General features: G+C 59.3%; 19 protein-coding genes. 10 read left to right on the top strand and 9 right to left on the bottom strand.

Annotated elements, in window-relative coordinates:
• Positions 1-42 precede the first annotated feature (42 nt).
• The gene (locus tag ACQ4OE_RS21755; RefSeq protein WP_430947874.1) at positions 43-1254 is read left to right on the top strand and encodes a cytochrome c biogenesis protein DipZ; all 1212 of its coding nucleotides are present in this window, start codon (positions 43-45) and stop codon (positions 1252-1254) included.
• A 16-nt stretch (positions 1255-1270) separates the two neighbouring features.
• Here ACQ4OE_RS21755 and ACQ4OE_RS21750 read toward each other — a convergent pair whose 3' ends face one another.
• The gene (locus ACQ4OE_RS21750) at positions 1271-1732 is read right to left on the bottom strand and encodes a GNAT family N-acetyltransferase (RefSeq protein ID WP_430947873.1); all 462 of its coding nucleotides are present in this window, start codon (positions 1730-1732) and stop codon (positions 1271-1273) included.
• 260 nt (positions 1733-1992) lie between these two features.
• On the opposite strand from ACQ4OE_RS21750, the gene ACQ4OE_RS21745 reads away from it, so the two are divergent.
• On the top strand, positions 1993-2805 hold the full coding sequence (locus tag ACQ4OE_RS21745) for a class I SAM-dependent methyltransferase (RefSeq protein WP_430947872.1): 813 nt from the start codon (positions 1993-1995) through the stop codon (positions 2803-2805).
• Positions 2806-2938: 133 nt separating this feature from the next.
• Here the strand turns inward: ACQ4OE_RS21745 and pcsA are convergent, their stop codons facing one another.
• Positions 2939-3649, bottom strand: a complete 711-nt coding sequence (gene pcsA / locus ACQ4OE_RS21740) for a phosphatidylcholine synthase (protein ID WP_430947871.1) — start codon at positions 3647-3649, stop codon at positions 2939-2941.
• 258 nt (positions 3650-3907) lie between these two features.
• Here pcsA and ACQ4OE_RS21735 point away from each other — a divergent pair, with 258 nt between their 5' ends.
• From ACQ4OE_RS21735 to ligD, 6 genes are all read left to right on the top strand, one after another.
• Positions 3908-4666: a tellurite resistance TerB family protein gene (locus tag ACQ4OE_RS21735; protein WP_430947870.1), complete on the top strand. Its 759-nt coding sequence runs from the start codon at positions 3908-3910 to the stop codon at positions 4664-4666.
• Positions 4667-4845: 179 nt separating this feature from the next.
• Complete coding sequence (locus ACQ4OE_RS21730; RefSeq protein WP_430947869.1) at positions 4846-8442, top strand: toxin VasX; 3597 nt, start codon at positions 4846-4848, stop codon at positions 8440-8442.
• A complete protein-coding gene (locus ACQ4OE_RS21725) occupies positions 8432-9601 on the top strand; it encodes a hypothetical protein (RefSeq protein WP_430947868.1) in 1170 nt (389 codons plus the stop codon). Before ACQ4OE_RS21730 ends, ACQ4OE_RS21725 begins: the two co-directional genes overlap by 11 nt.
• Positions 9602-9679: 78 nt before the next feature.
• Complete coding sequence (locus tag ACQ4OE_RS21720) at positions 9680-11056, top strand: iron-containing redox enzyme family protein (RefSeq protein WP_430947867.1); 1377 nt, start codon at positions 9680-9682, stop codon at positions 11054-11056.
• 11 nt (positions 11057-11067) lie between these two features.
• The gene (locus ACQ4OE_RS21715) at positions 11068-12021 is read left to right on the top strand and encodes a methyltransferase (RefSeq protein WP_430947866.1); all 954 of its coding nucleotides are present in this window, start codon (positions 11068-11070) and stop codon (positions 12019-12021) included.
• Between the two features lie 17 nt (positions 12022-12038).
• Positions 12039-14630: a DNA ligase D gene (gene ligD, locus ACQ4OE_RS21710; protein WP_430947865.1), complete on the top strand. Its 2592-nt coding sequence runs from the start codon at positions 12039-12041 to the stop codon at positions 14628-14630.
• Here ligD and ACQ4OE_RS21705 read toward each other — a convergent pair whose 3' ends face one another.
• The 4 genes from ACQ4OE_RS21705 to ACQ4OE_RS21690 all read right to left on the bottom strand — a co-directional run bounded on the left by ACQ4OE_RS21705 (position 14631) and on the right by ACQ4OE_RS21690 (position 16888).
• Positions 14631-15032, bottom strand: coding sequence for a hypothetical protein (locus tag ACQ4OE_RS21705; RefSeq protein ID WP_430947864.1), 402 nt, complete (start codon positions 15030-15032; stop codon positions 14631-14633).
• An 80-nt stretch (positions 15033-15112) separates the two neighbouring features.
• Positions 15113-15427 (bottom strand): DUF2388 domain-containing protein, encoded by a 315-nt coding sequence (locus ACQ4OE_RS21700; RefSeq protein WP_430947863.1) that lies wholly within the window; start codon positions 15425-15427, stop codon positions 15113-15115.
• A 144-nt stretch (positions 15428-15571) separates the two neighbouring features.
• Positions 15572-16093: a superoxide dismutase [Cu-Zn] SodC gene (gene sodC / locus ACQ4OE_RS21695; protein WP_430947862.1), complete on the bottom strand. Its 522-nt coding sequence runs from the start codon at positions 16091-16093 to the stop codon at positions 15572-15574.
• Between the two features lie 363 nt (positions 16094-16456).
• Positions 16457-16888 carry a nuclear transport factor 2 family protein gene (locus ACQ4OE_RS21690; RefSeq protein ID WP_430947861.1) on the bottom strand — a complete coding sequence of 144 codons (432 nt, stop codon included), beginning with the start codon at positions 16886-16888 and terminating at the stop codon, positions 16457-16459.
• A 539-nt stretch (positions 16889-17427) separates the two neighbouring features.
• On the opposite strand from ACQ4OE_RS21690, the gene mqo reads away from it, so the two are divergent.
• Positions 17428-19074, top strand: a complete 1647-nt coding sequence (gene mqo / locus ACQ4OE_RS21685) for a malate dehydrogenase (quinone) (protein ID WP_430947860.1) — start codon at positions 17428-17430, stop codon at positions 19072-19074.
• 66 nt (positions 19075-19140) lie between these two features.
• Here mqo and ACQ4OE_RS21680 read toward each other — a convergent pair whose 3' ends face one another.
• From ACQ4OE_RS21680 to ACQ4OE_RS21670, 3 genes are all read right to left on the bottom strand, one after another.
• A complete protein-coding gene (locus ACQ4OE_RS21680) occupies positions 19141-19569 on the bottom strand; it encodes a nuclear transport factor 2 family protein (RefSeq protein ID WP_430947859.1) in 429 nt (142 codons plus the stop codon).
• A 55-nt stretch (positions 19570-19624) separates the two neighbouring features.
• Entirely contained in the window at positions 19625-19774 is a 150-nt protein-coding gene (locus tag ACQ4OE_RS21675; RefSeq protein ID WP_430947858.1) for a hypothetical protein, read from the bottom strand.
• A gap of 186 nt (positions 19775-19960) precedes the next feature.
• The gene (locus ACQ4OE_RS21670; protein ID WP_430947857.1) at positions 19961-20731 is read right to left on the bottom strand and encodes an alpha/beta hydrolase; all 771 of its coding nucleotides are present in this window, start codon (positions 20729-20731) and stop codon (positions 19961-19963) included.
• A 112-nt stretch (positions 20732-20843) separates the two neighbouring features.
• Between ACQ4OE_RS21670 and ACQ4OE_RS21665 the strand changes: the two genes are divergently transcribed.
• Positions 20844-21788, top strand: coding sequence for an aldo/keto reductase (locus ACQ4OE_RS21665; protein ID WP_430947856.1), 945 nt, complete (start codon positions 20844-20846; stop codon positions 21786-21788).
• Positions 21789-21796 lie beyond the last annotated feature (8 nt).

Genomic DNA, 21796 nt, shown 5'->3' with positions numbered 1-21796 from the left:
AAATGGGCATCCGACTTCTGTCCACATTTGAAGGTGATCCCTATGTATCTCATCGCATTTCTGGGCGGTCTGCTGACCGTCCTCAGTCCCTGCATCCTGCCAGTGGTGCCGTTTCTGTTCGCTGGCGCCAACCGCACACGTTCCGCCATCCTGCTGACGCTGGGCGGCATGGCGCTGACGTTTGCGCTGATTTCCAGTCTGGCCGTGGTCAGCAGCGAGTGGGTGATTCAGGCCAGCAACACTGGCCGCCACATTGCCTTGATCGTCATGGCACTGTTTGCCTTGTCGCTGATGTCGGCACGCGTTGGCGATTGGCTGACCCGGCCTTTTGTAGCGCTGGGCAACCGCCTCGATCAGGACACCCGCCAACGCGCCGGGCCGCTGGGCTCGATCATGCTTGGCGTGGCCACCGGCCTGCTGTGGGCACCGTGCGCCGGGCCGATTCTCGGGGTGATTCTGACTGGCGCCATTGTGCAAGGTGCCAACGCGCAGACCAGTCTGTTGTTGCTGGCTTATGGCGCGGGCAGTGCGCTGTCGCTGGGGACATTGATTTTTGCCGGGCGCGGTCTGGTCAACCGGCTGAAACCCTCGATCCCCTTCACCGGTTGGTTGCGCCGGGGTATGGGTGTCGCGGTGCTCGCCACCGTCGCGGTGATTGCGACCGGCGCGGATAAAACCCTGCTGGCGAGCACGTCCTCCGAAGGCGTTGCCAGCGTCGAGAAAAACGTTCTGGAAAACGCGCCGAAAGTGGTCGACTACCTTGTCAGCAAAGTCCGCGCCGACTCATTGAAGGACGAAGCCCAAGGCGTGATGCCTTCATTGGCGGGAGCTGTGCAATGGCTCAACTCACCAGAACTGAGCGCAGAGTCGCTGCGTGGCAAAGTGGTGCTGGTGGACTTCTGGACCTACGACTGCATCAACTGCCAACACACCTTGCCCTACGTCAAGGACTGGGCGAAAAAGTACCAGAAGGACGGCCTGGTGGTGATCGGCGTACACACGCCCGAATACGGTTACGAGCGCATCATCGACAACGTCAAGGATCAGGTGAGAAAACTCGGCATCACCTACCCGGTGGCCATCGACAACGACTACGCGATCTGGCGCCACTTCGATAACCAATACTGGCCGGCGCATTACCTGATCGACGCCCAAGGTCAAGTGCGCTATAGCCACTTTGGCGAAGGACGCTATGAGGCTCAGGAGCAAATGATCCGGCAATTGCTGGACGAGGCCAAAGCTCCAGCCGCCTGAATGAACAAGCAATGGCTCAGAGGTCGCGGACCATGAGCCATTGCTCGTTGTCCCAAGCGCGAAAGCGTTCCAACACCTGCCAGCCGCGTTTGGCGTAATAGTCCTGTTTGCTCTGGGTATGCAGATACAAACGGGCAAAGCCGCGGCTTTTGGCTTCCTGACAGATTCTTTCGATCAGCTGTTCTGCTAGGCCTTGGCCACGCGCCTCGGGGCTGACGAACACGCACGCCAGCCAAGGGCCGAGGTCGGGCCGATGGGATAGATCATCGCGGGCCAGCGCTGCGCCACCGACCAGCCGTTCACCGTCCATGGCGATCAGGCACGGCCAGTCACCATTGCTTTGCCCGGCGGCAAATTCGCGTTGCCACTCGGCCAACGGCTGATGCGCGTATTCGTAGTGAAACTGTTGGTGAATCCATTCGGCATAGCGATCGCTATGGTGCAAGTGTGCGGCAAGCCAATCCAGTTGCAGTGACATCAGTCGAGCCCGTCGATACGTGAGCGAGCATCAGAAACCATTCCACCCGCGCTGGCAATCCAGCGGGTGTTGCAGCGGCTTTACAGATTCCTGCCGCTCATCGGCAAAGCCAGTTTTTTGCGGGCTTGCCGGACGATTGGCAAGGACGCCGGGTGGCCTCGGCGCGATAGTGGGCGAGCAGGGCCACAGTCGACTCTGTCACATCAAGAACGCGAGGTTGTCATAGGACAGCTTCCCCCTCTGTAGCGGAGTGCGCTTGCATGAGTACGCCGATTGACCTCACTGCCTTGAAAGAACGCCAGAAAGTCGCTTGGGCCAGCGGCGATTACGCTGTGATCGGCACCACGTTGCAAATCGTCGGTGAAACCCTCGCTGAAGCCTGCGATTTACGTTGCGATGAGGAAGTGCTGGATGTCGCCGCCGGTAATGGAAACGCGTCGCTGGCGGCCGCGCGGCGGGGCTGTCGGGTAACGTCTACCGATTACGTCGCGGCGCTGCTGGAACGCGGGCAGGACCGGGCGCGGGCCGAACATCTGGACGTGATTTTTCAGGTCGCCGACGCCGAAGCCTTGCCGTTCGCCGATGAAAGTTACGACGCGGTACTGTCGACCTTCGGCGTGATGTTCGCGCCGGATCAGGTCAAAGCCGCTGGCGAACTGGGACGGGTCTGTCGTCGTGGCGGTCGTATCGGTCTGGCCAACTGGACCCCGGAAGGGTTCGTCGGGCAGATGTTCAAGACTCTCGGCCAGCACTTGCCCCCGCCGGCGGGGGCACAGCCGCCCTCGAACTGGGGTTCGGACGCCTGGCTGCACAAGCATTTCGATGACCGCGAATTTCTCGTGCGAGTGACCCGGCGCGAGTTCAATTTTCGCTATCGCTCGGCCGCGCATTTCATCGATATTTTCCGCCACTGGTACGGCCCGGTGCACAAGGCTTTCGCAGTGTTGTCACCGGAAGTCGGGCAGGCGCTGGAGCGTGATCTGACGGATTTGCTCAATCGGATGAATCGGGCGGGGGAGGGATCGCTGGTGGTGCCGAGTGAGTATTTGGAGGTGGTGATCAGCAAACGCTGATGACGGCGCGGCTCCGTCATTGCTGGAGATCAAATGTGGGAGCGAGCTTGCTCGCGAATGCGGTGTGTCATTCGACGAAAATGTCGCCTGAGACTCCTTCCTCGCGAGCAAGCTCGCTCCCACAGTGGCTCAGCTAGCGATCAAACCACTCCAGCGCTGTGCGCCAGATGCAGATCCCCAGAAAGTAAGCCGACATCAGCAGCCACAGGCCCATCACCAGCGGATTGATCACCGGGTGATTGAGCACCAGCGACAAACTGCACAGCAGCCAGATCGCCGTCACCGCAATGTTGATCGGCATGAACCGGCGCACGCGGAACGGGTGCAGGAATTTCATCCGCGTCACCGTCAGCAGTGCCAGGCCGATCACGGTCAGGAAGGTGATCCACGGCCCTGGGCCGATGATATACAGACACAGCGCCACCACATTCCACGCCGCCGGGAAGCCGACGAAGTAGTTGTCCTTGCTCTTCATGTTGACGTTGCAGAAACAGAATAGCGACGACACCAGGATCGTCGACACGGTGAGCAGCAGGGTGTAATCCGGCAGCGGAATGTAGCGATAGATAAACAGGGCCGGAATGAATACGTACGTCAGGTAATCGATCACCAGATCAAGGATCGAGCCGTCGAAACTCGGCAGCACCGATTGCACGTTGACCTTGCGCGCCAAGGCGCCGTCGAGGCCGTCGACAATCAGCGCCACGCCCAGCCACATCAGGCAGTGGGTCGGTTGGTTTTCCAGCAGGGCGAGGGTGGCCAGGAAGGCGGTGACCACGCCGGTCGCGGTAAAACCATGGGCGCCCCATGCTTTGAGCCTGGCGATGTGTACGGTCGATATCACGGGGGCGTTCTCCAGAAAGTGAAGCAAGCCGGGTATTACCCTTGGGCACAAGGGCGCCGGCAAACCGGGTCGGGGTTGCAGCTATCGACCGGTCTGGCCGGGATAAGGTTCACCACCCTTGAATCTTAGCTGGCCCATGGAAAAAATCGCGGGCCGGTCAGCGCAAGGTTGAGGGTGTCAGCCAAACGGTGCTGGCGCTATGGCCGCAGGGGTCTAGAGTTGCCAGACGCAGTCACTGCCAGCCTTGAGGATGACGCTATGAACACCACTGATTTGCTTGAACAACTGTTAAGAGGCCAAGCCTCGGCGGGACAACAAAGCAGCGCCTCGGCCGGTGGCGGTCTGGGTGGACTCGGTGGCTTGCTCGGCGGTCTGCTCGGGGGCGGCGGTTCGAATGTCGGCCGCGCTGGCGGTGGCTCTGCTGGCGGGCTTGGCGGGTTAGGCGGGCTGCTGGGAGGTTTGCTGGGCGGTGGCGCGGGCGGCGACCTCGGCGGCGCATTGGGCGGCGGCACGCAAAGCCGTTCCGGCGGGAGCAATTACGCAGCGCTCGCGTCGCTGGGGATGATGGCGTACCAAGCCTATCAAGCCTGGCAACGCAGTCAGGCCAGCGCGGCGCCGCAGCAGATACCGCAAACCGCCAACCTGCTCGCCGGCCCCGAAGTCGAAGAGCACAGCCACGCCGTGCTGCGCGCCCTGATCGCTGCGGCCAAGGCAGACGGGCGCATCGATGAAGCCGAGAAACACCTGATCAGCAGCGAGATCGGCAAGCACACCGATGATCCGCAATTGCAGCAATGGCTCGATGCCGAGGTGGCCAAGCCGCTGGACCCCGCCGAAGTCGCCCAGTCGGCCCAAGGCGATCCGGCCGTCGCCGCCGAAATGTACCTGGCCAGCGTGATGCTGGTGGACGACCAGCAAGACGCCGAACGCCGCTACCTCGATGAACTGGCGGCCGCGTTGCAGATCGATCCGGATCTGCAGGTGCATCTGGAGCAGCAGGCCAAGGGATCGGCATGACAGTCCACGTTGGGCTTCGCTGGGTGGTATCCGAAGTAATCTCTGTAGGATTTTGAGTTCCATGGTGTAGGCCTCGTCCTGACCGATCGCGTCCTACGCAATATCCAGCAACGTCTGACTGCGGTAAATTTTCGATACATGCACAGTTCCCGGTCTCAAAAAGAGACTGGGAACTGTGCATGTTCAAAACCCATCCCGCCATCCTTGATGCCGCCGCAGCCTCCAAAAAAACCTTCGGCTCTCTCGACTTCTGCCCATTGCGGCAAACGCATGTGCAGTTGCTGCCGCTCGCCTATGGCTTGGTAGAAAGACCCCACGACCCGGCTGCCGAATTGCAATTGCCGTATGCCCTGACCGCACGGCCAATGGGCATTCGCCGGTTGCGCGACGGCTGGCTGTACATCATCGACAGCTTGAACGGCGAGTTGTACGAGTACCGCGTGCTCGACGGGATCATCACGGCATTGCTGCACCAGGGCAAAACCGTTACCGAAGATCAGCGCGCCGTTATCGAGGAACGACCGGCGCTGATTTTCTCCCGTAAAAGCACTCTGTACGTGAACTTTGCCGAGGTGCAACTGAGCGCGGCCAAATGCCGTCAGGTGCTCGACAGCACTGAGGAGCGCGAGCATTTCATGCAGGCGGTCGATCTCGGGCCAGTGAACTGCGTGGTGGGCGGCAAGGATTTGCTCACCGTCGAGCAGACTAAACGCTGGCTGGCAGAAGTGGTGGTCGGGACTGAGCTTTTAGCCGATCTCGACGCGACACGGATGCCGGCGGTGCAGGTCAGCGATGCCCCCGAGCACGAGCGCGAACCTTATCTGTGGGAAAACCCGCAACGGTTTCGTGCGGCGCACATCGGTGAATTCCTCGGTCGGGTGCGCGGGCCTTATCAGGACGACACGCTGTTTTTGCTGGTCAATGATGATTTGGGGGTGATGCGCGATCTGGCCGAGTATCAGGATGTCTTGGTCGGCTGGGTCGCTGAGTGGAGCAACACCGACAACAACGAGCGCGATTATCTGCTGGCCAGCTACATCGAGTCCCTGAGCCAACTCGGTGCCGAGGATTTTGAGAGTCTGGCCAAGGCCAGTGAAGATCCGCGAGCCAAGGCTTTTTATGCCGAGCTGGAGCAGTTGCCCGAGCCGGATCGGGAAAATACGCGCAAGGCGCTTGTTGAATATTTAAACCAGGGCGGCAAGGTTGAGCCTGCCTCCGACGCTGCATCAGCTGAACTTCAGGCGCTGCGCGAAAAAGCGCTTGATGAATCGCTGGCGCTGAACCATTTTGACGGCGTCGCCCCGGATTTCAGCGCCCACGCTCGCGTCACCGCCGAAGCCGACCGGCGTTTTTACACGCGCGCGTATTTTGTTGAAGTCGCCCCGGATGACTTCGTCGAGCGGCATCTTTCGGCGCTGGTGCAACTCGGCAAGGATCAGGACCGGCGCATGCGCGACGTGCTTGACGGCCCGATCCTCAGCGGTAAACGCGGCATCAACGACCTGATCGACCGCCCGGCGATGGACGAGGTGTTGAACCGTCATCGCGACAACCTCGGCCGCTGGAACCGTCTGCTCGAGCGCATCACCGCCGACCGCACGCAATTGCTGGTCGCCGGTCATTTTCATCGTTCCGCGTGGTATTACGACGCGCAAGTCTCAGCACAACTCCCCCAGGCCTTCAGCGCCGAATACGCCTGCCTCAAGGATCTGTGCCGCAGCGACGAAGCAAGCGAGAAAATGCTCGGTTATCTGGAGCAACACCCGGAGCTGACCCGAACCGTGTTCTACACCTTGCCACTGCGTCTGCAAACCCAGCAGGCGGGGCAGTATTCGCCGCTGTTCAACGCCGGCATGGCGATGTTCAACAACCTGCCGGACTGGCTGGCGAAACTGAAGAGCATTGAACAGCCGCACCTGCCGGCCCTGGACGATTTACCCGAACCCACCCGTGCCATCGCCGACGCGGTGCAGGACACCTACAGCCCGGCGCTGAACCTCGGTCTGAACCGCGCACTGGAAGGTTTCGACCTCTCAGGCGAAAAAATCCCCGAGCTGGAAGAACTGTTCCAGCGCCTGCCCAAAGCCTTGCGTCTACGTCTGTTCGACGCCGCAAAAACCAGCGGCGTGACCTTCACAGTCGCCAGCCCGGCGGAACAATCCGCACTGCAAGCGGCGATCAAGGAACTGCTGCGGGAACGCGAATACCTGAAGACCCTCAACCGTGAACGCAACCAGATCACCCATAACAAAAACCGGCCGGGCCACAAAACGCCGCGGGCGGTGGAGTTGCAGGAAGAAATCGTGCGGGTGCGGGCGCAATTGAACGTGTTTGAAGGACGCTTGGCTGCGGCATTGAGCCCGATTGAGGAATTACCGGATCGCTCGGCTGGACTGTACGGCGCCACGCCCGCGCGGGCCGGGGTGACGGTGGTGTTTCCGCCGGCGCAGCAGGGTGAGTTGAGGAGTTTGTTGGGGAATATTCGGATGGGGGTGAGTGGGGTGTCGGCGGGGAGTCTGGTGAAGACGGAGGGGATGGGGTTGGTGGTGGTTTTGGTGCAGGTGGTGAATTTGGTGGGGGTATTCCGTGAAGTGCGTAGGCAGGCCAGAAATGAGCGGGTGTGGAAACCATTTGCCGAAGCGGTAGCCGCGACGGGGGCCGCTGGATTTACCGCTGCGCAGAGCCTTGCGGATACCGCGTTGAAGGCGCGTAGTACGTTGCTTGTAGCAGGCTTTCAACCCCAGGCCTTGCAGAATGTACATGTGCAAATGGGCAAACTGCATATTGGATTAGGCTTCTTCACTTATAGCTTTGGTTTGGTGTCTTCAGCGGTCAGCTTAAAAAAACAGCAACAAAATTGGCAGCAGGCGATTCGCAGTGGAAATCAATCGGCGCAGGATGCCGCCGCGCTAACCACATTAGGTGCTGGCGGTATGGTAACGGTTAACGCTTACGGGCTGAGTCATACCGTTCACGCCACTTTCACTGTATTGACTGCTCCAAATCAGGCTGCACGTACAGCCGCTTGGGCCGCGGCCGGCACACGTCTTTCTAGCGTATTTTTCCGCTTTAATCTGGCGGGTGCGTTATTCACCGTTTTGGAACTCAGTGGTACTTGGCTATACAACCGCTACAACCTCAGTGCTCACGATAAATGGCTGAAAATTACACCTTGGAGTCGGGATGCCGAGATGCGCGGCGATCACTCGTTGGATGACTATCAGAGTTATCTGGCATTTTTGATCCATGCGCCTTACGCCCAACTTGGTCCAAACTCCCATGATTCCTGGCTGAAAAACGTGCTGTTCAAAGCCAAGCCCAGCGATATCCATCTGGTGCTGCCAAGACTGACGCTGAGCGATCTCCTACCTCCTCTTGGCGGCAAATCGAAATATCGGTTAGGCCTCGGTGCGCACCTTGTTTCCGTTCCTTTGCATAGTCGAGGGACGCTGCGTGAACGCAAGGATGTCATCAGCGATGAGGTCGTCAGCAGCGTGAGGATTGTTGAGTCTACGACGAAGGGATTGGTCCTCTGCCTTCAGTACCCGGTGGACCCGAGCTTTGAATTCACTCCAGCGAAAGAAACGCTGGAACTGGCAGTCTGTATTCAGAGCGTGAACGCCAAAGGCGAGTGGGCGTCGCGGACCCGCGTAATCCATTTAGATCCTAGGGGGGATGGTCATTTTTCAGTGGTTGCGCCGGAGTTGGTTAAAGAGAAACCACCGGTATTGCTCGTTGAAACCCAGTATCTGGAGCTAGCCGATCATGCCGAATAAGCCATTAGTTAGCTCGCAGATTGATCAACCTCGAAAAGCCGGAGACACGGAGACATTTCAAAGTGGAAAGGTTACTTATCTCGCGCCGCTGCCATTGCCAACACCAATGCCACCGTACGGCCCGCATATCGGTAAGCTGGATGATGTGTATATGGATTTTGGATTGGGATCACCCCAAGTCTTTTCATGGCAAGTAATTTTGGGTGGCTCATTCAGTCTTTCTTTTTCAGTGGCCTTTCTCTTTCCATTGATAGGCGGTTTTCTTGGGCTGATGTTTGGTGATGGTTGGGAAACCAGTTGGGTCTACGTAGACGAGATCTTCGAGGAAACTAACGTGCTCGCATTGCAAACTGGTTTTCTGATTCTTGTGATCTGCTTAGGAGTCTGGCACCACAACCACAAAAAACGCGCCCACATCATCCCGACCCGCTTCAACCGCCAACGCCGCGAAGTCTGTTTCATGCTCGCAGGCGCCACCGAACCCATCTTCGTCCCGTGGGAATCGCTCTCCGCCTGGATCATCGAAGCCCAAGGCGCGACCCAATACGGCATCCATCGCCAATACGGTATGGGCATCGGTTTCTACCACGGCGAAATCCTCACCAGCCTCGAATTCCCCTGCGCAGGTTTGCCGCTCGCGATCAGCCATTGGGAGGCCATTCGCGGCTATATGGAATACGAAGTCAACGACCTGAAATCCATCCAGGTCCTGCAAGACCTGCAAGGCCCCGACGACCCACCCCACGAAGGCCTGCACACCTTCCGCAACGCCCGCGCGCGCATGCACCAGCAAATCCGCGAAGGCACGCGAACGAGGCTGTCGGGCTTTTTCTGGTACCTCTATCACGTCATGACCTTGTGGACGATTCCCAACCGCCTCGTCGAATGGGAAGTGCGCCGCCTCGAAAAGATCGGCAAACAGGCGCTGCCCGAGGTCATGCGCGAGTGGTCGGAGCCGTTGCCGCCCGAGCAGTGGGCGAAGCCAAGCGAAGAACTGCTGCGCCTGAGCGATCAGGTGCGGCAACTGCAAAAGCGTCAGCCACACCGGCCAATCACGGAGATATTCGCGCAAGTGCAGCGAATCTACGAACAAGGTAGGCAGTCGCCCGCGCAGGACGATGACCGTGCCGTCCGTCCGGGCAATTTTCACGTCGATTGAATTTTTCGCAGGCGCTACGCCTCTGCTGCTGTAGAGGCGTACGAAACAGCGTCCTGCCAATTGACCGAGAACACTGCCATGACTGTCCTGACACGACTGCAAGCTGCACCCACCCAACTCAAAGCGATCGATGCCGCCGGGAATATCCGGAGCATTTATGAAAGGTTGCTGCGCGAGGATGATTCGCGGGCGCTGGCGCAATCATTCCTGGATGAGCAGTTGCAGCTCGCCGCCGCATTGCCTGAAGAACTGCCGCAAGATCCTTCCACTTGGCACGACTGGGTCGCCGCGCACAGCGCCGATGTTGCCCGTCAGTACGCCGACTATCTGCAACAGCGCAAGGCCGGGGGGCCGCGGCAATTTTTCGCCAGTAAGGCGCAGGCGTTGTATTTCCTGCAAGCCGTAGCGCCGACCAAACTGGTTGACGGCGCGTGGCTGTATGGCTTGCTGCAACACTGGCGCGATCCGCGCTTCAGCGGTTTGCTCTGCACCTATCTGGAGGAACTGGGCGAAGGCAATCCGGCGCAAAATCATGTGGTGATCTACCGCAAGCTGCTCGCCGAACATGACCTCGATCACGCTAGCCCGATCCTCGACGAACGTTATCTGCAGGGCGCGCTGCAACTGGCGCTCGGCGCTTGCGGCGATGAGATGTTGCCCGAGGCGATCGGCTACAACCTCGGCTATGAGCAACTGCCGCTGCACCTGCTGATCAGCAGTTTCGAACTCACTGAACTGGGCATCGATCCGTACTATTTCACCCTCCACGTCACCATCGATAACGCCAGCACCGGTCATGCGCAAAAAGCCGTACAAGCGGTGCTCGATCTGATGCCGCTGGAAGCGGATCGCGCCGATTTTCTACGGCGGGTATCACAGGGCTACCGACTGAATGATTTGGGGCAAGGCAGTCGCGCAATCATCGAAGGTTTCGATCTGGAGCGCGAGTTGCTGGCGATGCTTGAACGCAAATGCCCATTCGCCCAGCACATGCACTCGGACTACTGCCGTTTCGAAGGCAAAACCGTCAATCAGTGGCTCGCCGAACCGGAGCATTTGCCCGGTTTTCTCCAGGCCCTGCAGAACAAGGGCTGGATCAAGCGCCACGAAGACCCTCAGGCGAGTCGCTTCTGGCAGTTGATCGATGGCGACGGCGCAGCGATGTTCGGCGTGTTCAGCGCCTATGAGAAACAACTGGTGCATGACTGGATTGCTGGCGATTGGCAGCCAGCGAAGAAACCTGCTGCGCTACGTCGCCACGCTGCTTCGAACGCACCGATCGAAGTGCCGGAGCAGGATCCCGACGTGCAAATCCTCAACGAAGCCCTGCAAGGCCAGGACACGCACGCACAAATGGCCACGCTCATCCCGTGGCTTGCACCGGCCAGACATGCGCATCCAGCCGGGCTGCTCGCCACCCGCCGGTTCATCGAACTCAAATCTCGTTTGCCTTAAGGAAATCCTCAATGAGTCAGGAAGAACAGCTGTCCACCCATGACCTTGCGCTGTTGCAATTAGGCCGGCGCCTGCAGGCTGACGGCTATCGGTTTATCACGCCGACGCCGCTGACCCACCAGCGGGTCAACGAGCGCGACGAAGGCCAGTTTGCCGACTCCTTGCGCGATGTTTTCGGGTGGTCCCGGCCTTTCGAGCCGGGCTTGTTATCGGCCGACGAACAGCGGCAATTGGAAGACGCCCAAGTCATCGATTCGTACGAAGGCCATCTCAAGAGCCGGGTGCGCTGGTCGAGCCTGGACGATTTGCTGTTTGTGCATTCGGCGTTTCCCACTGAGGCCGCCGACTCGGTGTTTTTCGGCCCGGACACTTACCGGTTCGCACAGCTGATCCATGCCCATTTGCAGCAGAATTTCGCGCCCATCCATCGCGCCGTGGACATTGGCTGTGGCGCCGGCGTGGGCGCTATCCTGATTGGCCGTGCCCGCCGCGAAGCGCAGGTGCTGGCACTGGATATCAATCCCGCCGCGCTGCGCCTGACCACGATCAACGCGGCATTGGCGGAAGTTGCCAACGTCGAAGCCCAACACAGTGACCTGCTGCAAAACGTCGAGGGCGAGTTCGATCTGATTGTCGCCAACCCGCCGTACATGGCTGATCCCGCCGCGCGGGCCTACCGGCACGGCGGCGGCACGCTCGGCGCCGGGCTGTCGTTGCGCATCGTCGAGCAGGCGCTCAATCGGCTCGCGCCGGGCGGTTCGCTGCTGCTGTATACCGGCGTGGCGATGGTCGATGGCCGCGATCCTTTTCTCGACACCGTGCTGCCGCGTCTCGATGAACAGCGCTTTGGCTGGACCTACCGGGAAATCGATCCGGATGTGTTCGGCGAAGAGTTGGTCAACCCCGGCTATCAACGGGTCGACCGAATTGCCGTGGTCGCATTGACTGTGACCCGAATGGGCTGAAGCAAGGCAGGTGCGCAATGAGCAGAAACCTCGAAGACTACAACCGCATGCGCGATTTTTCGGCGACCTCCGAACCGGCTGCAGTCAAACGCGCCGGCAAGAAAAAAGCCGCCGATTCCGCCTTGCAGTTCTGCATTCAGAAGCACGACGCCTCGCACCTGCATTATGACTTTCGCCTCGAACTCGATGGCGCGTTGAAGAGCTGGGCGGTGCCGAAAGGGCCGTCGCTCGACCCCAAAGTCAAGCGCCTGGCTGTGCATGTTGAAGACCATCCGCTCGATTACGCGACGTTCGAGGGCAGTATTCCGGAAGGGCATTACGGCGCCGGTGATGTGATTGTCTGGGATCGCGGCGTGTGGATTCCACTGGAAGACCCGCAAAAAGCCTACGCCAAAGGCAAGCTCAAGTTCGAATTGCAGGGCGAGAAACTCGGCGGGATCTGGAATCTGGTGCGCACGCACATGCCGGGCAAAAAGGAAAACTGGTTCCTGATCAAACATCAGGACACCGCCGCTCGCCCGCAAGATGATTACGATGTTTTGCTCGCCGAGCCAGACAGCGTGCTCAGTGAACGTACGTTGGTCGATAAACCCAAGCTTGCCGCCAAGCAGGTCAAACCGCTGGACAAGCCTGCTGCCAAACCACGCAAGAAAGCCTCGGGCACGCTGACCGGCGCGCACAAGGCGAAAATTCCCGCCCAGCTCAAACCGGAATTGGCCACGCTGGTCGACAGCGCGCCCGAAGGTGAGTGGAGCTACGAGATCAAGTTCGACGGTTACCGGATCATGGCGCGCATCGATCATGATCAAGTGCAACTGTTCACCCGCAATGGCCATGACTGGACGCACAAACTGCCGCAACAGGCCGAAGCGCTCGCTGCGCTGGGGCTGGAGTCGGCTTGGCTCGACGGTGAAATGGTGGTGGCCAACGAACACGGCGTGCCGGATTTTCAGGCCCTGCAAAACGCCTTCGAGGTCGGGCGCAGTGGCAACATTCTCTATTACCTGTTCGATCTGCCGTATCTCAACGGCGTCGATCTGCGCGAAGTGCCGGTGGAAGAACGCCGCGCCGCCCTGGCGACGATCCTCGGCGCGCAGAAAAATCCGTTGTTGCGCTACTCCGAGGCGTTCGACGAAACCCCGGATGCGTTGCTCAACAGCGCTTGCCAGATGCAGATGGAAGGCTTGATCGGCAAACGTCTCGGCTCGCCGTATGTGTCACGGCGCAGCGGCGATTGGATCAAACTCAAGTGCAAGCATCGGCAGGAATTTGTGGTCGTCGGCTACACCGATCCGAAAGGTTCGCGCAGTGCGTTCGGCGCTTTGCTGTTGGGCCTGCATGATCGTGATAGCGGCGAATTGCGCTACGCCGGCAAGGTCGGCACTGGGTTCAACGAAGCCACGTTGAAAAGCATCCTCGCGCAACTGAAACCCTTGCAGGCGAAGAAAGCAGCCGTGGTCAACCCGCCCAGTGGCTTCGAGGCCAAAGGCGTGCACTGGCTGAAACCCAAGCTGCTGGCCGAAGTGGCGTTCGCAGAAATGACCAAGGACGGCTCGGTGCGCCACGCCGTGTTTCATGGTCTGCGCGATGACAAACCGGCCAAGGACATCACTGAGGAGCGAGCGAAACCCGTGAAGACTTCTGAGCCGAAAACCGCTGCAAAGAAACCGGCAAAAAAAGCCGCGGTGAGCAAAGCTGAAGCGGCACCGTCGCAACTCGGACTGGCCGACGGCAAAGTGCGCATTACCCATCCCGACCGGGTGATCGATGCCGTCAGCGGCACCACGAAAATGCAACTCGCCGAGTATTACGCCAGTGTTGCCGAATGGATTCTGCCGCAACTCAACGAGCGGCCAGTCGCGTTGGTGCGCGCGCCGGACGGCATTGCCGGTGAGTTGTTCTTTCAGAAAAACGCCGAGCGCCTGGCGATCCCCGGCATCACGACATTGGACAAAGACCTCACCGGCCAACCGGTGATGCTGATCAACAACGCCGAAGCTTTGATCGGCGCGGTGCAGATGAGCACGGTCGAACTGCACACCTGGAACGCCACCACAGTCGATCTGGACAAGCCCGACCGCTTCGTTCTCGACCTCGACCCGGATCCGGCGCTGCCCTGGAAAAGCATGGTCGAAGCCACGGCGCTGACCCTGACGGTGCTTGATGAACTGGGACTTAAAGCCTTTCTCAAAACCAGCGGCGGTAAAGGCATTCACCTGGTGGTGCCGCTGACCCGCAAGCACGGCTGGGATGAGGTGAAGGACTTCAGCCATGCAATCGTCAGTCACATGGCCAAGTTGCTGCCTGACCGGTTTTCGGCGGTGTCCGGGCCGAAAAACCGTGTCGGCAAGATCTTCATCGACTACCTGCGCAACGGTCTCGGTGCGACCACCATCTGCACTTATTCGGCGCGCACCCGCGAAGGACTGCCGGTGTCGGTGCCGGTGTTTCGTGAGGAGGTCGCCGAGATCAAGGGTGGCAATCAGTGGAATGTGCACAACGTACATGAACGCTTGGCCGAGGTCGGCGATGAGCCGTGGGCCGAGATGAAGAAAACCCGCCAGAGCATCACTGCCGAGATGCGTAAGCGGGTTGGCATGAAGAAGTGATCAGGTGTCGCGCAGCAAGTCGTGCGCGTTGAGCAGTTCGAAGGCGATCTGTTGGTTGTTTTCCAGACCCCGGCGAATTGCCGCCGGAATCGCTGCGCGTGTCTTGCGGCACAGCCCGGGTAATTCATCGATCTGAATGGCGATGCCGCGCATGGTGCGCACTTCGTTGAAACCGGGAGCGACGTCCACACGAATACCCAATTGCTCGAACATGCGTTGTTGCAGACGTTTGAGGTCGTCGAGATCCTTGAGCATTTCCAGGCGCGCGAGCAGGCGTTTTTCTTCTTCGCGCGTCAGGCGCAGGATGCGCAAATCCGCGCCGGGCGTGTCCAGCAACGGATCGCGCCCGCAAATGCAGGCGCCGGGCGGGCAGGGGGAGCGCAATGGCGCAGAAGTCGTCATGGCCTCCATCATAGAGGCCGTCGGACTGTTTTGCCTATGAGCCTTCAGCGGCCGTCCATCGGCCGCCTTTTCCGTGATTGCTACTGATTCAGGCCTTCGTAATGCACCAGAATCGCGTTGGCGAGATCTTCATCGCTGGCGTTGAGGCCAGGGTTGTCCTGACGCACCTGTTGCAGTACCGACTCAAGATAAACCCCACGAATGGCCCCGCCACTGGCGACAAATGCAGACAGGTCGTCACGGGCCGGAATCACCATTTTGTGATCCTTGAAGGTCGAGTACAGCGACGCGGAGACACCCGCCGAGGTCGCGACATCACCCGCGTCGACGCGGGCCAGCGCCGAACCGACTGGCAGGCTTAAGAGTAAAGAAGAAACGAGCACTAACTTGCGCATGACGGTATTCCTCCACAGGCGCGAAGCAAAAGGGAAGTACTACATAATGTGAGAGGTGCGCGGAGGGCGGGAGTTCCGTGTAGCGTTGCTGAGACAGACGCGGGCAACCTTGTTGCGGGTTGCCCGCTCATGCAGCGGACGGGTTCAGATCACCCCACACGCCATGCGATCACCGCCACCGCCCAACGGTTTCGGCATGTCGGCATGGTTGTCGCCGCCGGCATGAATCATCAGCGCGTGGCCCTTGATCTCGGAAATCTTTTTCAGCCGCGGCGCCAGCACCGGATAGTTGGCCACGCCGTCAGCCGTGACGTACACCGCTGGCAGGTCGCCGAGATGGCCATCGGCGTAGGGACCGAGGTGCTTGCCGGTCTTCTGCGGATCGAAGTGCCCGCCCGCGGCCAGCGCAGCGCCTTTCACGCCATCCTTCATGCCCGCTTCGCAGCTGCCGTTTTCGTGCACATGAAAACCGTGGATGCCGGCCGGCAGGGATTTCAAGTCCGGGGTAAACAACAGGCCATACGGCGTCTCACTGACGGTGACCGAACCGATCGCCTGCGGTGCGCCGTCGGCACTCACCAGATTCATCGCGACTTTCTCGGTCGCTGCCTGAGCGGAGCCGATGGCGAAGGTGCCGAGCAAACCCAACCAGAGTGCGCGTTTCATAGGGGTTTCCTTTTTGCTGCTGCAAGTGTGTTTGGAACGACGGACTCCAGCCTGACGACATTGACTGGCGATGAAGGCGTTGGCCGTGTGCGTTGAAAATTCAGACTTGCCGCGCCTTGGGAAAGTTTTATCGCCGTTGCTGCGCCCGCGGACATCTGCCGAAACGTGGTTGCGCAGCAGACTCTGGTAAATCGGCTTAACTGAAGCACTGACAGGCGTTTACGAGCGTCGCCAAGGAGAAAAACCAAGTGTCGATCAGACTGAAAGGGAGTGTTGCTGATTGTAAATCGAACCGCGCGGGAGCGAGCTGGCCCACGAATGAGCCAGCCCATTCAACGTCTGTTCAAGCGAGCTGCAATTCAATCAAAACTTGAATGCCTGCCGCCCGACCAGCAACCACTTACCGTCCTGCTTCTGCCAGATCTGGAAGTTCTCGATCTCCGTCGGCACCACCTCGGTCCCTTTTAGCGCCTGCGCGGAAAAGTGGTGACGCACCAGCGCGGTGTCGCCGGACAGAGTGATGGTCTGCTTCTGCATTTCAAGGGTCTTGAAGGCACTCTTGCCGGTTTCGATGTCGGCGATGAATTCCTGCTTGTCCTGAATCTTGCCGCTGGAGTGGCCATACGTCAGGTTTGGCGCGGTGAGTGCGTTCAGTTCGGCGATGTCTTTGTGCAGCATCGCCTGGGTGAGATGGTCGACCGCTTGGGCGACGTCTTTTTCTGCCGGGGCAGGGGCGGCCAGAGTGTAACCGCTGAAGGCGCAGAGAAAACCGATCAGAAGACGAGTGTTATTCATTGAGGGCGTTTCCTTGTTGTTATTGGGCCTATGACTGGTTGATTCAAAATGTGAGTTCATCAGTCATCGTACAACTTAGCAGGTAACCGTTTGATTGTGCAGCGCTGGCTTGCACTTCATCGCGCCACAAGATCGGGCTGTCGTGCTGAAAGGCTTCAGGCAGAGCCATCACGGGTTCATGTTCGGCGATTGACGGCCGATAAGTCCCTGAGCGGAAAAAGACTCTCAAGTCGGGAACAGACGCGCGGGTTTGCCCTGACGTGATATTCTTCGCGCCAACTTGGTTTGACCTAATTCAGTTTGCTTGCCCCCGGGCGGGCTGACGGAATCCCTGTCGCTCCAGTAGCTGAAGCCAATAACGATAAAAAGTCAGTTCAGAAGGGACATTAACTGAGGTCGATGCAACCTGTCGGCCTTGTGTGCCCACCCGTCAAAATTGAAGTGTGCCGGAATCTGCGACGCCAGCCTGAGCGTCACCAAAGCGGATCGCATGCAGATAAAAGAGGCGGGCGGAAGGCGTTTTATCATAGGTGCTACAGATGTTTAAGAAAGTGAACACAGCCCTGCTGGGTCTGGCTTTGGCGATGGGGATGACGTCCGCCAATGCTGACGAAGCAAAGAAAGTCGACGTCCTGCTGATCGGCGGCGGCATCATGAGCACCACCCTGGGTGTGTGGATCAATGAGCTGGAGCCAAGCTGGTCGATGGAAATGGTCGAGCGCCTCGATGGCGTCGCCCTCGAAAGCTCCAACGGCTGGAACAACGCCGGTACCGGTCACTCGGCTCTGGCTGAGCTGAACTACACCCCGGAAGATGACAAAGGCAACGTGACGATCCCGAAAGCCGTGGAGATCAACGAAGCGTTCCAGGTCTCCCGTCAGTTCTGGGCCTGGCAGGTTCAGCAAGGCGTTCTGAAGAACCCTCGCTCGTTCATCAACACCACGCCGCACATGAGTTTCGTGTGGGGTGATGACAACATCAAGTTCCTGAAAAAGCGCTACGAAGCCCTGCAAGCGAGCCCGTTGTTCGCCGGCATGCAGTACTCCGAAGACCCGGCTGTGATCAAGAAGTGGGTTCCGCTGATGATGGAAGGGCGTGACCCGAACCAGAAAATCGCGGCCACCTGGAGCCCGTTGGGCACCGACATGAACTTCGGCGAAATCACCCGCCAGTTCGCTGCCCACCTGCAGACCAAGCCTAACTTCGATCTGAAACTGTCGAGCGAAGTGCAGGACATCACCAAGAATGCCGATGGCACTTGGCGCGTCAGCTACAAAAACCTGAAAGACGGCACCAAAACCGAAACCGACGCCAAGTTCGTGTTCATCGGCGCGGGCGGCGGTGCACTGCACCTGCTGCAGAAGTCGGGCATTCCTGAAGCCAAGGAATACGCTGGCTTCCCGGTTGGCGGCTCGTTCCTGGTGACCGATAACCCGGCCATCGCTGAACAGCACCTGGCCAAGGCCTACGGTAAAGCGTCGGTTGGCGCACCACCGATGTCCGTTCCGCACCTGGACACCCGTGTTCTGGACGGTAAGCGCGTTATCCTGTTTGGCCCATTCGCGACCTTCAGCACCAAGTTCCTGAAAGAAGGTTCGTACCTGGACCTGCTGACCAGCACCACCACCCATAACATCTGGCCTATGACCAAGGTCGGCATCAAGGAATACCCGCTGGTCGAGTACCTTGCAGGCCAACTCATGCTGTCGGATGAAGACCGCATGAACGCGCTGAAGGAATATTTCCCGAACGCCAAAGCCGAAGACTGGCGCCTGTGGCAGGCCGGCCAACGCGTGCAAATCATCAAGCGTGATGAAGCCGCTGGCGGCGTGCTGAAACTGGGCACCGAAATCGTTGCTGCACAAGACGGCTCCATCGCCGGCCTGCTCGGCGCATCGCCAGGCGCGTCGACCGCTGCACCGATCATGCTGAGCGTGCTGCAGAAAGTCTTCAAAGACAAAGTGGCCAGCCCAGAGTGGCAAACCAAGCTGCACCAGATTGTTCCAAGCTACGGCACTCAGCTGAACAGCGATCCGGCCAAAGTGGCTGCAGAGTGGGCTTACACCGCCAAGATCCTCGAACTGCCGACGCCTCCAGTGATCGGTCAGGTGGCTGCCCCGGCCGCACCTGCAGCTGAAAAAGCTGAAGCACCGAAGGAAAACGCTGCACGTGACATGGCTCTGTAACTAGAACCCTGACACACAAAACCCACTGAACCGGCGACGGTCAGTGGGTTTTTTTGTGCCCGTTGATCAGGCTTTTGCGGACGCCAGATAGGCGCCGAGGCGCCGCCCCATTTCCTCTCCCAACGCCTGCAACCCGCTCAATGGCCGCACCATCACTTCAAACTCGACAATCTTGCCGTGCTCGTCAAAGCGAATCATGTCGATGCCCTTGAGGTCTTTCGAGTCGACTTTAGCGCTGAACTCCAGGATCACATTCAACCCGTCTGCCGTGGCCAGTTCGCGGTGGTATTTGAAGTCCTCAAACACCTCGAACACAGTGTTGAGGATCATCGACACCACCGGTGCGCCGGGGTAGGGCGTGTGAGCCATTGGCGAGCGGAACACGGCTTTCGGATCGAGCAGTTCGGGCAGGGTGCTCAGGTTGCCGCCGCGAATCATCTCGTGCCAGCGATTCAGGGACTCGGCGACGTTGGGCTGCAAGTTCAGATCGGACATGATTCACTCCTGAGTTTTTGTTGTTCTTTTGGCAACGGCAATGACTCTAGATCAATCAGGGCGAAAATGAACCCAATTGCAGCAATCTGAATAGTGGCCCATGGCCGAAGCGGATCAGTTGCACATCTGATCCGTATTTTTCTCTCTGATCTGCATCTGTAACCGTTTCAGTCACACGCTCAAAATAGCCCTGCAGTCGGGTCATCCGCGACAATCCTCATTTCGAGACGTCCGGTGCACCGCAAACTCGGCATTAAGGAGAGCAACATGAACAAGATGGCGATTTTCCTGGGTGGTTTTCTGACGTTGACCATTCTGATTGGCTTGCTGGCGACCATTTCTCCGGTTTGACGGGGCCAGCCAGGCAGCCATGAATGTCAGAAATACCGTTTCAGCGATTCAACACACCGCCCATCCACTGCAGATACTCCGGGCGGTCCGAAATCGAGTTATGCCCCGACCCCGGCACAACCTTGAGCACCGCCACGCCTTTGGGGAAGTTCTCCAGCAAGCGCTGCGTACTGTCCCGCGCAATCACCTCATCATCACTGGCCGCCAGCAGCAACGTCGGCACGCGGATATGCGCGGCGTATTTGCCTGATTCAAAACGATCCTTGAGCAACCACTGCACCGGCACCCACGGATATTGTCTCGCGGCGATTTCTTCGAGGCTGTTGTAGGGCGTCACCAGAATAAGTTGTTGCACGGGACGCTGACTGGCCAGACGCACCGCCACGCCCGAACCGAGGCTGCGTCCGATCACGGCGATCTGCGGATGGGTGACAGACACCTGATCGAACAGTGCCAGCGCATCCTCGGCAATCGCCTCTTCCGACGGCGAACCGCTGCTGCCACCAAACCCCCGGTAATGCAGCAAGTACAGCGCGTAATTGGGAAACGCCTCGGCAAAGTCCGGCAGATTGCGCGAAACATCTTCGGCATTGCCGCCGAAATAGATCAGCGCCCGCGACCCCGAGCGCTCGCGGGTGGTCACCCAGACCTCGGCGTCCGGCATCGACAGCTTCAAGCGTGCTTCCGCAGTTTCCACGGCAGCGGGCTGCGGAAAGTAGATCAGCGAACGCTGAAAAAAGAACAGCCCCGCGCACAAAACCAGGTACACGGCCACGATCAAAACGACGAGTGACATCAGGGTTCGGGACATTCGGCTACTTTTAACGGGGTGAGAAGGTGTGCTGTCGCAGTGTAGTCCAGCGATCCGGTCCGGCTGCCTGCGCACACAACATGCAACAGATTCACGCAGCAGGGGAGCCAGCATGAGCCACACTGAGGGTTACTCCCGTCGCCGATTGCTCTCGCTGGCTGCCGGGGTTTCGGCGGTCTTCACCTTGAATCGGGCGTTGGCCACTGCCACGCCCCCCGCGACCACCCGAGGCCACGCCATGCAGACCCGCGCCATTCCCTCCAGCACCGAATCGTTGCCCATGGTGGGGCTGGGCACTTATCGCGGTTTCGACGTTGCACCCGGCGACCCGGTCTACCGGCAATTGCCCGCGGTGCTCGATGAACTGTTCAACAAGGGCGGCACGGTCATCGACAGCTCGCCCATGTATGGCCGCGCTGAACAGACCACCGGCGAGCTGCTGTCGATCCACGAACCGCGTTCACCCGCGTTCCTCGCCACCAAGGTCTGGACCCGTGGCCGCAAGGAGGGCATCGCGCAGATGGAGCAGTCGTTCAGCCTTTTGCGTACCGAACGCATCGATCTGATGCAGATCCACAACCTGCTCGATTGGCAGACCCACCTGCCGACCCTGCGCGAATGGAAAGAACAGGGACGCATCCGCTACATCGGCATCACTCATTACACGGCTTCGGCCTATGACGAAGTCGAGGCGGTGTTGAAGGCTGAACAAGTGGATTTCCTGCAAATCAACTACGCCCTCGATGACCGTGGCGTGGAGAAACGCATTCTGCCGCTGTGTCGTGAACGCGGCGTGGCGGTGATCTGTAATCGCCCGTTTGGCGGTGGCGATCTGCTCGCCCGGCTCAAAGGCAAACCGCTGCCGGCGTGGGTGTCGGATGTGCAGGTCAACAGTTGGCCGCAACTGGCGCTGAAGTTTCTTTTGGCGCATCCGGCGGTGACCTGTGTGATTCCGGGGACGAGCAATCCGCGTTACATGGCCGACAACGTCAAGGCCGGGTTCGGGCCAATGCTCACCGATGCGCAGCGGCATCAGTTGATTGCTTTGCTGGGTTAACCACGCCG

Origin of the sequence: Pseudomonas sp. WC2 (assembly GCF_050586545.1) — a bacterium.
Lineage (GTDB): Bacteria > Pseudomonadota > Gammaproteobacteria > Pseudomonadales > Pseudomonadaceae > Aquipseudomonas.
The sequence above is the reverse complement of the archived record's forward strand: the minus strand, read 5'-3'. Positions and strand labels throughout refer to the sequence as shown.